10 protein-coding genes are annotated in these 14,655 nt (G+C 41.7%); 1 reads left to right on the forward strand and 9 read right to left on the reverse strand.

Going from position 1 to position 14,655, the window contains the following annotated elements; all coding sequences use genetic code 11:
- Nucleotides 1-94: 94 nt before the first annotated feature.
- The 9 genes from purF to BLS24_RS03150 all read right to left on the reverse strand — a co-directional run bounded on the left by purF (nucleotide 95) and on the right by BLS24_RS03150 (nucleotide 13,516).
- Nucleotides 95-1,540: an amidophosphoribosyltransferase gene (purF, locus tag BLS24_RS03110; RefSeq protein WP_091756043.1), complete on the reverse strand. Its 1,446-nt coding sequence runs from the start codon at nucleotides 1,538-1,540 to the stop codon at nucleotides 95-97.
- Nucleotides 1,541-1,659: 119 nt separating this feature from the next.
- Nucleotides 1,660-2,853: an AAA family ATPase gene (locus BLS24_RS03115; RefSeq protein ID WP_091756045.1), complete on the reverse strand. Its 1,194-nt coding sequence runs from the start codon at nucleotides 2,851-2,853 to the stop codon at nucleotides 1,660-1,662.
- 21 nt (nucleotides 2,854-2,874) lie between these two features.
- Nucleotides 2,875-3,714 carry a hypothetical protein gene (locus BLS24_RS03120; protein ID WP_091756047.1) on the reverse strand — a complete coding sequence of 280 codons (840 nt, stop codon included), beginning with the start codon at nucleotides 3,712-3,714 and terminating at the stop codon, nucleotides 2,875-2,877.
- A gap of 17 nt (nucleotides 3,715-3,731) precedes the next feature.
- Nucleotides 3,732-5,033 (reverse strand): DUF5716 family protein, encoded by a 1,302-nt coding sequence (locus BLS24_RS03125; RefSeq protein ID WP_091756050.1) that lies wholly within the window; start codon nucleotides 5,031-5,033, stop codon nucleotides 3,732-3,734.
- Entirely contained in the window at nucleotides 5,033-8,626 is a 3,594-nt protein-coding gene (locus BLS24_RS03130) for a DUF5717 family protein (protein ID WP_091756052.1), read from the reverse strand. Before BLS24_RS03130 ends, BLS24_RS03125 begins: the two co-directional genes overlap by 1 nt.
- A 123-nt stretch (nucleotides 8,627-8,749) precedes the next feature.
- Complete coding sequence (locus tag BLS24_RS03135) at nucleotides 8,750-9,961, reverse strand: ABC transporter permease (protein WP_091756054.1); 1,212 nt, start codon at nucleotides 9,959-9,961, stop codon at nucleotides 8,750-8,752.
- A 14-nt stretch (nucleotides 9,962-9,975) separates the two neighbouring features.
- A complete protein-coding gene (locus BLS24_RS03140; RefSeq protein WP_091756056.1) occupies nucleotides 9,976-11,187 on the reverse strand; it encodes an ABC transporter permease in 1,212 nt (403 codons plus the stop codon).
- Between the two features lie 15 nt (nucleotides 11,188-11,202).
- Complete coding sequence (locus BLS24_RS03145; RefSeq protein WP_176764314.1) at nucleotides 11,203-12,777, reverse strand: efflux RND transporter periplasmic adaptor subunit; 1,575 nt, start codon at nucleotides 12,775-12,777, stop codon at nucleotides 11,203-11,205.
- A gap of 40 nt (nucleotides 12,778-12,817) precedes the next feature.
- Nucleotides 12,818-13,516, reverse strand: coding sequence for an ABC transporter ATP-binding protein (locus BLS24_RS03150; protein ID WP_091756061.1), 699 nt, complete (start codon nucleotides 13,514-13,516; stop codon nucleotides 12,818-12,820).
- 322 nt (nucleotides 13,517-13,838) lie between these two features.
- Between BLS24_RS03150 and BLS24_RS03155 the strand changes: the two genes are divergently transcribed.
- Nucleotides 13,839-14,624 (forward strand): formate/nitrite transporter family protein, encoded by a 786-nt coding sequence (locus BLS24_RS03155; RefSeq protein ID WP_091756062.1) that lies wholly within the window; start codon nucleotides 13,839-13,841, stop codon nucleotides 14,622-14,624.
- Nucleotides 14,625-14,655: the final 31 nt, after the last annotated feature.

Genomic DNA, 14,655 nt, shown 5'->3' on the forward strand with positions numbered 1-14,655 from the left:
ATCCGCACTATCGTGCTACTTCCTCATGTCCATTGTGTCTTCAAAACCAATTTTATTTTTCTGCAAGCAGAAATAAAATTGGTTTTTCATCCACTTATTGCTCAAACTCTCCACGGATATCACCCTTAGGAGGGTCAACCGGATATTTGCCTGTAAAGCATCCCTTACAGATTCCAAGATTGCCGCCAACCATCTCTTCAAGTCTGTCAATTCCAAGATAAGCAAGTGAATCAGCGCCAATGATCTTGCAGATATCCTCTACGTTTCTGTTGTAGGCAATAAGCTGATCTCTAGCTGGAACGTCTGTACCAAAGTAGCAAGGCCACAAGAATGGAGGTGAACTTACTCTCATGTGAACTTCCTTGGCTCCGGCGTCTCTGAGCATTCTAACGATTCTGTCTGAAGTTGTACCTCTTACGATAGAGTCATCGATCATGATGATCCTCTTACCTTCAACTGCACTCTTTAATGCATTGAGCTTGACCTGAACGCTGGATTCTCTATTCTTTTGCTTTGGCTTGATAAAAGTTCTGCCAATATATGAATTCTTGACGAATGCCTGACCATAAGGAATTCCTGATTCCATAGCATAACCAAGGGCTGCTACGTTACCTGACTCTGGAACACCTACTACAAGATCTGCATCAACTGGTGAATCCTTGGCAAGGAATCTACCTGCAGCAATTCTTGCATCATATACGCTTACGCCGTCAATATTACTGTCTGGTCTAGCAAAATAGATATATTCAAAGATGCATCTTGCATGCTCTTCCTTAGGAAGGCAAAGACTCTTGTTGGACTGAATACCGAACTCAGGAGAAATAGTTACGATCTCGCCCGGCTCAACATCACGGATGAATGTAGCTCCTATGGTATCAAGAGCACATGTCTCAGAAGCAAGAACGTAGCAGTTCTCTCTGCGACCGATCACAAGTGGCTTGAATCCATAAGGATCTCTTGCTCCGATAAGCTTTCTAGGTGACATGATAACAAGTGAATATGCACCCTTTATCTTGAGCATAGCCCTTCCAACAGCTTCTTCTACTGAAGTAGAAACAAGTCTCTCTCTGGCAATATGATATGCAATTACTTCTGAATCAATTGTAGTCTGGAAAATTGCACCAGTATAAGCAAGCTCCTGTCTGAGCTCTGGCGCATTGACAAGGTTACCATTATGGGCAAGTGCCAAGGTTCCCTTAACATAGTTTAGAACAAGTGGCTGAGCATTCTCTCTAGTACTGCTGCCAGCCGTAGAATAACGAACGTGACCAACACCGATGTCGCCCTTAAGCTTATCAAGTGTATCTGGTGTAAAAGCTTCATTTACAAGTCCCATGTCCTTGTAACTTACGATCTTACCTTTAGGCCCACTAGTATCACTTACAGCGATACCGCAGCTCTCCTGACCTCTGTGCTGCAAAGAGACAAGTCCATAGTAAATGGAACCTGCAACGTCTCCTCCATCAAAATCATACATTCCGAAAACACCGCACTCTTCCCCGAGGCGCTTGTAGTTTTCCGTTCTGATATCGTTTCCCATCTAATCTCCTCAATTAATGAAAAGTTATGATTTCCACAAACAAAGAAATAATATCATCAACCGGATTTTCTGACAATGGAAAAATTAAACTATATGTAAAAAAATCCAGACATGATTTTTTACATGTCTGGATATCTTTCTTCATATCTTGATACCATATCAAGTATCTCCTGAGCATATTGAGGATAAAGACGAGCAGTATCTTCAATCTCTCTCTTGGCATTGCCGGCCACAACATCTTTGTTGTACTCCATTCTCTTTCTAAGAGACTGCCTGCGAACATTTAAGTTGTGCCTGATCTCAACTTCTTCATTGTGACTAAGAAGTGCTTCTGGCTGATGGATCCATATTTCAGAATCCCTTACCCTAAAGTGCCTTAGCATATAGATCAGATCCTTTTGGTTTGAATCAAGAAGCTTTCTGGCATCCTCGTACTTTGCACGCTCCCTCTTTTCCCTGCTATATCTCTCAAAAAGATCTGTGAGTTCGCCTGAACTCATAACTCTGTACTTAAGGCACAGATAATCAATAAGGTTAGTATTGTTGACGTAGCGGATCTTTACCTGATTCTGAAGCATTATAAGCCTTGAGATAGACTTTTTTACCGTCTTCATCTCAACTACAGCATTAGTGCTCTGAACATACAGTACTGTTATAGATATGGCCGCCAGCAAAATTGCCACCATATAGCCATATACCACGTTAAGCTTAAGTCCAAACTGCAGCACCAGTAAAACGAATATTATAAATACCAGCGCCGTACCTATAGCAATAATAAGCTTTTTGGAATTCTCCATGGTCTGTTCAAGCTCTTCCTCTCTAAAGAAATAAGCTTCAAGCTCACCATCAAGACGTTTAAGATCATTCCTGATCTTCCTCTGAAAATCCTCAGCTTCCATAAGCTTTTTGGAACCGGCCTGAGCTTCTGACTGAAGTCTTTCCATTCTTTCAAATTCTTCATCAGTCATCTTGCTCTTTCTCTTGCTGAACTTATCCTGTTGATCCTGAGAATCAAGGATCTTCTGAGCACATTCATTGATCTCAGCTCTCTGCTCAGGTGGAAGCGCATCGATCTCTTCCATATCCCTTAAGTGACTGGTAACATCGTTGTACTCAAACTCCAGGGCGTCAAGCTCTTTGGCAGCTTCCTCCATCTGCTGAAGGCAGCTTCCTATATATTCTCTTCTCTGAACAGGATCATCCATATCAAGGGACTTTCTGGTATAGACTATGTCATTCCAGTTCTCAAGCTCTACCTGCTGTTCCCATTCATCGTCTCTTGGATTTTTAAAAATATTATCAAGAATCCCCATATCTTACTCCCTAAGACAACCTTAGTTTTTGTACTTCACAAGATTTCTGTATTCCTCTTTGAGTTCCTCAGCCATTTCGCCAGCCATAGCGTAGTACTCATGCATCCTACCCTCAGCCTTGTATACTGAAAGAGTTCCAAGAGCATGATTTTCCTTGGTGGCGCCATAAAGCTCATTTGCTTCATTCATGCGCTTTTCAAGTTCTAGGGAAGCCTCGTAAGCCTCTTCATTTTCTGCGATAAAAGAAACATATTCCTTGTCAGAAAGCTTCATCCTAACTGCTGCAAGATACTGAAGGTAAGACTCCCTGTCTCCGCCGTCCTCATAGGCTCTAAGGAACATGTTAGAAGCCTTATCAAACAAGAACAGCTTGGCATACATAACACCCTCATTGTGCTCGATTCTAGCTCTCATAGACTTATCAAGATCAGGAGTATTATTCAAAAGAAATTCATATTCCCTGAAAGCAAGGCTGTACTTGTGATTTCTAATAAGAAACTCAGCTCTTGCAAGCTTCTTCATGTATACGTCCATTCCAGCATTGGCTCTAAGGATCTCTTCAGTTCTATCTATCTCCTTGCGGCTGTTATAGCCGACATAATCAAGAATAGTACCAGCAAGTGACGCAATAGAGCACTTTTTTAGATACATTCCCCTAAGCTCATCGGCTAGATTCTCCAAGGAGCACTCCTTGTCGATCCAGTCAAAAAGCTCATTGCCAAAAGAGTCCTCATCCAAAAGGAACGCATTATTAACAAGGCAGTAGCAAAGTTCCTCTATACAGAACACGTTTCTGCCTGCTTTTTCTAAGTGATATGGAGTTTTTGCATAGGTTCCGATACAAAGAATCGGTCTGCTCATAACTCTAACCTCTCTAGTTACAATTCAATAACCTGCTCCCAAACCTTTCCTGTTGAAGGGAACAGTTCTCCAAAGCCAAGGTCCTGAACCTTGACTGCAACCTCGCTCACAGAATTCATAAATAGCGTGATGCGAAGTCTCGTGGTGCCTTCAGGTCTTTTCTCAAGACCGTCAAGATAAAGCTGCACCATCTTGGGCATCTTGCCCGTAAGAGGTGTGACCTCTATATTAAGGATACCGCTTGGATCCATGATTATCTCAAGCTGTGCTCCGGCTTCATACCAATTAGCACCTGCATCCAAAAGTGCGTAATAAACTTCCGTGCCGCACTTTAAGAGTTTCATTCCAAGATTAGACTTAAGCTTGTCCTCCCCAAGAAATACATACTTCTTGGAATTATCAGAAGGATTGATCCTCTCTCTTGCTGCTATGCTGGCACCCTTACTGAACATGTTGTTTCCCTGGAACACGCGCCTTGTCCTGCATAAAAACTCCAGCGAGCGCTTTGGCCACTTCTCTTTGAAGCCATCTCCCAAAAGAAATACCGTAGAAACAATCCTGTCCTCACAGACCTTCTGCATGATAGTCAAAAACTCATCATCAAGCCTCTCACAGGTCTTGTGGAAAAGAGGTGCCTCCTTAGGAAATTCCTCATTAGGAAGCCTTAGGTCGTCAAAGCTCTTTACATCTATAGTTGCAACCACCGGCGTAGTATTGTGATTAAGGTTCATCTCATAAACATGAAGGTCATCCAGGTCATAATCACAAGCCAGTATCGAATGATGCATCAGATCATCAGGCTGATAGAGCATATAGTTATAAAAGCTCTCCTCATGACTCTGGTAAAAGATATTCTGAGTTTTGAGCTCAAGTGCCGATGTCACCGCATTTAAGACCTGAACCATTCTGTGATCAAGGCTCTTGGTGGTGAACATAATAGCATCCACGTTATCAAGGGATAGCTCCATAGACAGTAATGATAAGCTCCTTTTTATGAACAAGGTCAAAAGAGCTATTGGATCATATTCAGCATCTCCAACTACCACTGCTTTTCCAGTTCTGGCCGCAGCAACAAGACCGGTAACAGCAATGCCATCACCGTCTTCAATATGCCTAACAGCTTCTTTGCCGTAAAACCACTGGTTTACCTCATTTCTTTTGCAAAGAACTGTTGGGATATTATATAGTTCTGCTCCCGCAAGCACTGACAATGTCTCAGGCATGTCCGCATCTGAAGCCAAATAGCTTATCTGCGAAACCTTATCCCCTAGATCATAGCCCAGTACAAAGCGCTTTTCATCCGAACTTCCAAAAAGCATTAGTATCTTCCTTCTGTATTATCCAGTATTGGAGTAAAAAGTTTGTCACTTATAAATCTCTTTTTGTAAAACTCTGCCATAAGCTTGTAAGCCGTGTCATAATCCTGCAAAGTCTCACCGATCATAATGTCGTTGATAATGCTGTATCTGCTGCTACCCTGAATCTTGATGATATCACTCTTTTGGATAGTGCCACTCTCAGTAAGAGCAGGCTCCTCCGCTCCCGTATCCTCAGTAATGTAGTACTGAAGCTGTTCTCCAAAGAAAAGAATGAATGAGCATACATAGATTCCATCGTACATCTCGCGCATTTCCATGCTCTTGTACTCAGCATCAGGGTCATTATCAACTCGGTAGTTGATCACACATTTTCTTCCAGGTAATGTCCTGTATTCCAGCATAGTCTTGTCTGTAAACTGCACCATATCCGGAACCAGATCCTCATACTCTGTAAAAAATGGGAAGTATATATTTTCATTCATCAGCTTCTTGAGGAATGAAATTGCTACCTCTTCGTTATATTCTTCTTCAGTTCTCTTCTCTGTTGCATAGTATCTAAGGTATGCAAGTCTTGATACATCCTGAAGTGGAACTCCTGTAAGCGCCAGCGCCTCTACTCTCTCGTAGATAAAGCTGTCTGTAACCTTGCCTCTTACAAAGTAGTCATAGGAGCACATTGCAAGGAATGCAGTCTCCACATCAGTTCCCGCGCCGCTTGAAACATACGACCTGAATATATCTATCTTTTCTCCCACATAGGAGCCGCTGTACATCATCTGTATCAGCATTCTCTCGGAAAGAGCATAGGTATCAAGCTTAAAGGACTCTGCAGCCTTCCACACATCTCTCATTTCCTTGATAGTACCGTTAAAGTTCTCCACAAGGTAGGAAAGGATCTGCTCATCATACTTGCTCTGAGAAAAGGCGCAGTAAGCAATCTCAACTTCCTGCTCGCCGTTTTCGTAAATGCCTCTATCCAGCATTCTGCCGCACATACGCATCAGAATCTTGGCATCGATAGAATAGGTACCATAGGCCTTGACCCACTCAAGAGCCTTCTCATAAAGTCCCGCCATTACCATGAGCTCTAAGAGTTCGTTTCTCTCAGTGCTGGTAATGTTCAAAGGATCAACATTCACAAGATACTCTGTCAGCTGCCTTGTAAAGTCATTGTCATAATAAAACTTGATAAGGTTACTACGGATATCGTTCCTATACTTAGCCCTTACTAGCTCAGACTCAGCCAGGTCCCTGTATCTGCCAACATTCTCCATGTCAATGTTATAGGCATTCTTGCCAAGGTCACTAAGGAAGAGGTCCAGATTCTCCTGTCCTTTTTGGATATATGGAACCGCATAGCTTGTGAGTTTACCAGGCACCATCATCTTCACATTAGAATATGGGATGCTGGCTGCGTATCTGTTATCATCTCTATCTGTCAAAAGAACTGTGTAATCCGTTCCGTATAATGGCACATAGCACTTACCATCAACTACCGGATAACGCATCTCTTTTTCACACTTATCATATACAACGCAAACGCTATTAACGCGCTTGTCGGAAGTCTTGATCTCAGCAGTTGATACCACATACAAGACCTTAGCTGCATTGGCAGCATCCACCATCTGCTTGGTCAAAAGATTCCTGTACAGATAGCCAAGATCCTTGTTGATCCTGCCCTTATCAAGCTGTGCCATAAGGAATTTCTCTATCTGAGGCACATATGACTCGTAAAGCTCAGGGTATTCCTCTCTCTTTTCATGGATATATCTGTAAAGGATAGCGTTCTGCTCATAATCAAGGTCGCTCTGATATGAGAAGTACATTAGGACCATCTTGCTGATCTCGCAAGGAAGTAGCCCATCGTCGTCAACATAGATCGACATCATGTAATACTCATAAAGTCTTGTGATCCTAAGCTCTCTCTCGACACCCTTGGCGTACCATTCAAATGCCATTCTTGAGGTCTTGCCACCCTTTATCAAAAGAGCTACTATCTGCTCAAGAACTTCATCGCTGTCCTTGGTCTCATAGGCTGCTCTTAAGATCCTAAAGAGTCTCTCATCGTAGTTCCTTGCTCTAGCCGCAAGGTAAACGATCTGGTCTATAAGATTAAGGCTTATGATCTGCTTTTTGGCACCATATTCAAGAATATAAAGCTCATAGTCATCAAGTCTTGTAAGGATAGATGGTGTCTCATTTAAAAGATTCATAGCTTCCAGGTACAGGATTGGACTCCTGCAACCAAATGAAAACTGCTCTTCCAGAGACATCCACTTTCTAGGGCTTGATGAAGCTGAATCATCAGAAACATACTGAAGAAGCCAAGCAATCCTCCAGTTATCAGGGTTCCTTCTGAATATTCCTTCAAGTCTCTCAGAAATATCATTTATGACACTGTCCTCTTTGCTGCACAAACTTGAAAGATACAGATAATAGCTGTAGATAGTATCTCCAGGTGCATCCAGTGCCTCTTTTGCCGCATGATCAAGGATCCACTTGCCTTCATTGACTCTACCTGCAGTTATATAGTAATGAGCCGTGTAGAGCCTAAACTCAAGATCCTTGTCATCTATAGCATTCATCCTAGATATGATCTTGCCTGTTTCAGAAAGCCATACCCTTGATGATATCTTCTTGCATCTGTAGCCCTCATAGACCTTAACAAGCTGGACTTTGAGGTTTTTCTTTTCCTGATAATCTGCAGTTGGATGCTTGTCATTGAGCTCAACTGATACTGTTACAGGAATCTCGGTTCTGACAAAAGCGTTGCTAAATACGATCCTGCCAAAGTTGTTGCCCTCGTGAAGCTTCTCTGTGCGAAGTCTCACCTTCATGTGACAGGAGCTACCGCTAAAGCTCTCTTCACTAAGTTCATACTTATCAAGAGCTATGAAGTCGCCGTCAACTTCAGCCTTTAAATGAGAATACCCCCAGCCATTTCTGGTGATCAGAAGGCCATTATCATGGGTAAGCCCCGTAAAATCTATATGGATCTCTTCCTGGTCAATAAGGAACGCCATTGGCTGTTTCTTGTTAATGGCGATCAGAAATTCCTCGACATTTTGCTCATTACCAGGCACAGCAGCAAGGCCTCTGTAAAGGCTCTCGTACTGAGTATCATTTCCCTGAAATAAATTGATGAAATCCTTTGAATAAAAAAGACGTATAGCTTCCTGCCAGTCAGTCTTGGCAAGGTTTGCAAAGTGGAAAAGATTCTTGATATCACCAAGGCTGGATGCAATGTGATCATGCCTTACAGTGACAGCAAAAGGAAGGCTATACTCACCCTGATTGGACACGATCCTAAAGGTTCCCTGAATAACATCACCTTTTGAAAGTCCGTGGGCATCATATCTAAAAGAAACCTCATAAGGTGATCCTGAAAACTCCTTGGTCAGGATCTCCATTCTAAGGTCACTTGAACTTACAACTCCAACAACAAGCCTGTTCTCGGGCCCAAAAATAGTAAAAGAACCTTCGACAGTCTCATCCGGTCCCAGCAGAAGTTCCACTCTGGGCGTAGAAAAATCAAGGCTCTTCTCGTCATATTCAAATTGTCCCTTCAACAGCCTGTCAACAATTTCTCTCACAACTCACCCCAAAAAACAATTATTCCATATTAGTATACCATAAAATCCCCAAATTTCTTTAACAAATCTACTCCATTCTTCCCAGTTTTCTAATAAAAAAAGCCCGCCGAAAGCGGGCTTAAATTACTCTGTTCTGAGGGCTTCGATTGGATCTAGCTTGGCTGCACGTCTGGCAGGGTAAATTCCAAAGAAAAGTCCTATGGCTGTTGAGATTGCTACTACTATTGCTATGAGTAGTGGGTTCACTACGAAGGCGAAATCGATTACTTTGCAGATGAGGAAGGCAAGAGAAAGGCCTAGGGCTATGCCTATAAGTCCACCTGTGAAGGTGAGGATAGCGGCTTCTGCAAGGAACTGAACAAGGATTGAAGATGTTCTGGCTCCAAGTGACTTTCTGATACCGATCTCGCGGGTTCTCTCTGTAACTGATACGGTCATGATGTTCATAACGCCGATACCACCTACAAGGAGGGATATTGCGGCGATGATAGCTACTACTGAAGTGATGATGTTAAGGATTGTCTCTGTGGTCTGGTCTGTGCCGTAGCCGGATGATACCTTAACAGCATTCTCTCCTCTGATACCCAAAACGTTTTCTACAACTGATCTGGTCTGTTTGAGGACATCATTTTTGTATTCGCTATCAAGATAGATAGTGATGCTGGTAAAATCATCTATGTTCCAGTTAAAGGCTGTAGCAAAAGATGTATAAGGTGCGCTTCCGATAAAATAAGGATCTCCGCCGTAACCAGCATAAGAAATATCCTGAGGAGTGTTTTCCGTCACACCAACAATTGTAAACTCAGCTGTTCTGTCGTCAAAAGTAAGTTCTATATTCTGCCCAACTACATCCTCATATCCAAAGATCTTTTCAGCAGCAATCTGACTTATGACGCACACAGGCTTACAATCTTCTACATCGCCCCTAGTAAAGAATCTTCCATGAGCCAGCTTAACAGAGCCGCCTTCTTTAGCGGCTTCGGAAGTACCCTGCATCATCATCTCGTACTGTGTGTGCTTACCTTTGACATATCCCCAAGTAGTGAAGCTTGGTGCTACACCGTAGATATTCTTCAAGTTTTCTTCAACCTGATTTATCGAATCCTGGTCAAATGTCTTGTCGGTCTTTGTTGTATCTAGATTTACTGAAATAGTGGCTGCTCCCATTGAGTCAATCTCACCATTTACAGTCTCCTTCATTCCATCACCCAGCACCAGAACCGTAAGTACGGCTGATATACCGATGATGATACCAAGCATGGTCAAAAAAGATCTGCCTTTATTGTTCTTTATGCTTGATAATGCACTTTTTATATATTCTCCAAAGGTTCCCATCTAGTTCCTCTTTCTTACAGTCTAAGAGCATCAATAGGCTTCATCTTGGCAGCTTTTCTTGCTGGATAAAGTCCAAAGAAAATACCTACCAGGATTGAGAAAAATGCTGCTCCAAGAACCGATGTTGGTGTAATGATTACCTTAAAGCCTATAACAGTACAGATAATATGTGCTGCAACAATACCCAGAATTATGCCAAGTACTCCGCCCAAAAAAGTAAGAATACACGCCTCAAACAAAAACTGTGACATAATTGCACCAGTCTTGGCTCCAATGGACTTTCTGATACCGATCTCTCTTGTTCTTTCTGTAACTGATACCAGCATGATATTCATAACACCGATACCACCTACCACAAGTGATATTACAGACACCAGCAAAAGAAATGTGGATGCATATCCAAGAATGGTATCCAGTTCTTTTGAAAGATCAGCCATACTATAAGCAGAAATGGCATTATTAACGCCTCTTAATCCATGCCTGTTTGTGAGAATGTCCTGAGCTTCTTTAACTTTTTTAGCAAGAACGCCCTGATCTGCAAAAAGAACTATCATATCGTATCTGTCTGTATAATAGCCGTAATCCCCCGCCATTGCAGTATATGGAACTTCTATCTGGGCATAGTAATCTTGTCCAGCCATAATGAACTCATACATTTCATTCATGTGGTCACGAAGGCCAACAATAGTATATGTCGCAGTCCTTCCCCAGCATGTGATCTCTACTTCTCTTCCGATACACTCCTCTGTTCCAAAGAGTTTTTTGGCATCATCAAGGAGCATAACGCAGACTCTCTGTCCACTTTCAACCTGCTGCCTGGTAAAATACTGTCCCTTTACCACCTCATTACCAAAGGCTCGTTCAAAAGATTCAGAGCCACCCATAAGGTCGCATTCATAGGTTCCTCTTGTTCCTTTAACTTTTCCGCCGCCGCTATAAAAAGGAGACACACCTTTTATATCAGTGAGTTTTTCCTCTAAGATAGCAACATCATCTGGTCCTAGGTTATCTGATGTCTTTGTTCTATTAATACTGATAGTACCGTAATTACCTGCGATTCCATTGAGCTGACTCTGAACGAACTCAGTCATTCCGTTACCAAGAGCAACTACAGCGATCACCGCAGCAATACCTATGACGATACCAAGCATTGTCATAAGAGTTCGGTATCCATTACCTATTATCTGTTTAATCGCACTTTTAAAATATTCTTTAATCTGTCCCATGTTGTTACCGATTCATTACATGTTAACTACAGCCATTCCTTCTGTAAGGAAAGAAGTATCTGATGTAATGATCTCATCTCCTTCATTAAGACCTGCTACGACCTGAGCATCTGTACTCGTTGTGATACCAAGCTCTACATCTCTTCTTGCAACTACGCCGTTATCAACTACATAAACATAATCACCAGTTTCATCTGTAAGAATGTACTCATAAGGAAGTACGATAGTGTTCTCAGCCTTTTCAGCGTGGATCTTGTTGTTTGCTTCTACTCCAAGGATAATGTCTGAATCTGGGTTTGTAACCTTAATGATAGTATCTACTACAGCAACACCGTTGTTATTCTTGGTTGCTGCACCTGAGATCTTAGAAACCTCTCCAGCATATGCCTTGCCATTTATAGTGATATCAACCTTCTGTCCAACGGATATCTTAGGAAGGTCGCTCTTTGAAACCTGAATCGTGATCTCAACATTATCAAGGTTTGCCATTGTAACAGTCTTAGTTCCAGTAGCAAGTGTTGCCCCCTCAACTACAGCGACCTCAGTTACAACACCATTGAACTCAGCCTTGATGCCTTCTTTTGCTTCCTGGATCTTGCTGATAGCATCTTCCTGTGTAAGCTGTGTTGACTCATACTGAGCCTTTGAAGCCTGAGCCTGTCCGCCATTTATTGTTGCAGCTTTGGCGCTCTGAAGATGACTCTGCTCTTCCTGAAGAGATGTGATCTGTCTCTTCCATCCCTGAATCTCAGGATCATTTGCAAGAGCATACTGTACATCCGCGATAGACTCCTGTACTGCAAGTGACATCTGCTTGTTGCTCTCAGAAATATCGCTATTATTGTTATCATTTTCTCTTCTTGTGATATAACCGTCATTGCCATCAAGATATGACTCTGCTGAACCATCAGCGATACCATTTTGGTTAATATCAAGAGCTGTCTTCTGAAGGTCAGTAAGTGTCTGATTCATACGACTTGTCTTATCTGTGATCTTGTTGTTAAGAGCATTGATCTCAGCTGTGATAGCATCAAGTCTTGCATTGATCTGATCTGGTGTCATTCCTTCAGCATACTTTCTGTCTGCTGCGCCTGTTCCAGAATATAAGCTGCTGTAAGAACCTTTAGCCTGTGTGATCGCAAGCTGTGCATTCTTTTCTGCAAGATCAAGACTATCAGCATCGTAAGTAAAGATAACATCTCCGCTCTTTACCTTGTCTCCAACCTTAACATTTACTTCATCAACTGGAGCTGCTACTTCAGAAAAATAAGTCTTTGTCTCTGCGCTCTGTACTGTTCCTGAGATAGAAAGGATATTTTCGATATCACTCTTTGCTACCTCTGTAGTCTGAACAGGCATTACCTGATTCTTTCCGCCAAATACAGTTTTTACAATAAAGAAAAGAACTATAAGCGCTACAATTCCGATGATCACGTGCTTTTTCTTAAGTTTGAACTTCTTCTTGGCTGGCTTGCCTGACTTTTCTTCTTTTTCTTCAACTTCATCATAGATCTCTACACCAGATCCTGTGGTTTCCTTTATTTCATTACTTACTTCTTTGATCTCTTCAAGTTTCTTATTATCAGCCATTTCATCCTCCATTTTTAAGCGTACCGAATATCAGTTATACTTAATCAACATAATTTTCATTTATAATGTCACTTTTGATCTCTCCATCGGAGATAGTGATGATTCTCTTAGCCTGCTGGGCAATTCCAGGATCATGTGTGATGATGATCACTGTTCTGCCTTCCTTATAAAGCCTCTTTATGATACTGATGATCTCTTTGGTAGAGCCTGTATCCAGGTTACCAGTAGGCTCATCCGCCAAAAGAATCGGTGGCGCCTGAGCAATTGCTCTTGCAATAGCCACACGCTGCTGCTGACCACCAGACATCTCATTTGGTCTGTGGGTCTTTCTCTTCTCAAGACCAACACTGTTAAGAGCTGCATGTGCAAGTCTGTCTCTTTCTTTTTTGCTGACTCCTCTATATATAAGAGGAAGCTCAACATTTTCTAATGCTGTAAGAGATGGGATCAGGTTAAAGCCCTGGAAAATAAATCCAATCTCCCTGTTTCTGACATCTGACTGCTCATCATCTGTCATATGTGATACATCCTGACCATGCAGGTAATATTTACCGCTTGTAGGTGTATCAAGGCAGCCTAGCATATTCATAAGTGTAGACTTACCAGATCCTGACTGTCCGATGATGGCTACAAATTCACCTTCACCTATAGTCAGGTTTACGTGATTTAATGCACGTACTTCATTTTCTCCCGGATTGTATATCTTGCATACATCCTTAATTTCAACTAGTTTCTTCATAACCAACCTCTAACGTCGCATAAATCAAGTTATTTAGCCCAATATTTATGCGGAAACTCTTTCCTTTCGCTGTTCTTTTTACTATATGCTTTACTGCAATAATAAATCAAGTACAATTCGTTCTTCAAAAATAAAATTTCTGTGAAATCATGTGCTTTTTCAACAACATATTTGGGCCTACAGTTATATAAACGAATCTGCTAGTAGAAAATCTTCAAAATTTGTATTATAATTTTTCACTGCGTCTATATCTTGTATATTATGACGTAATATCATACAATATACAGTGTAAATATGTTTTAAATTTCGAAAGGAGCAGTGTATGAAATCACCTGCAGAAATCGCAAAAAAATACGAATCAGTTGGAGAATCTAAAGCAAATGCCCCTATTGGCAAGACCTTTCTTTTAGCTATTTTAGCTGGAGCATTTATCGCCCTTGGCGGACTTGGAAGTCAGATAGGATCTCTTTGCTCCCCTGACCCATCATCAGCAAGAGTTATCAGCTCAGTAATATTCCCAATTGGACTTTTCATGGTACTTGTTGGAGGAGCAGAGCTCTTTACCGGCAACTGCCTTATAACAATCCCAGTATTATCTGGCAAAGCAAAGGTATCAGGAATGCTCAAGAACTGGGTTGTAGTATATTTCGGAAACATGGTTGGAGGCTTTATAATTGCCGCCCTTGCCGCCTTCTCTCACATCTATTCATTTAATGGAGATGCCCTTGCTACTTCCGTAATAAACACAGCAATCACAAAATCAACTATTTCATTTAGTGATGCTCTTCTTAGAGGAATCTTATGTAACGTTCTGGTATGCATGGCAGTATGGTGTTCATTTGCTGCTGATGAACTTGCAGGAAAGGTACTTGCCCTTTGGCTTCCAGTAATGCTCTTTATTGTCTGCGGTTTTGAGCACTGCATTGCAAATATGTATTTCATTCCTGCAGGAATGCTTGCATCTTTCGTTCATGGAATCCCAGCTGAAGGTCTTTCACTTTTCAATTTCTTTGTTACTAACCTTATTCCAGTAACAATCGGAAATATAATCGGTGGTGGCATCTGCGTTGGAGCTATGTACTACGCTATCTACCTCAAAAACAAATAATGAAGTTAAATATATCTATATAAAATTCAAA

It is taken from the genome of Butyrivibrio sp. INlla18, assembly GCF_900103635.1.
In the GTDB taxonomy this organism is placed as follows: Bacteria; Bacillota; Clostridia; order Lachnospirales; family Lachnospiraceae; genus Butyrivibrio.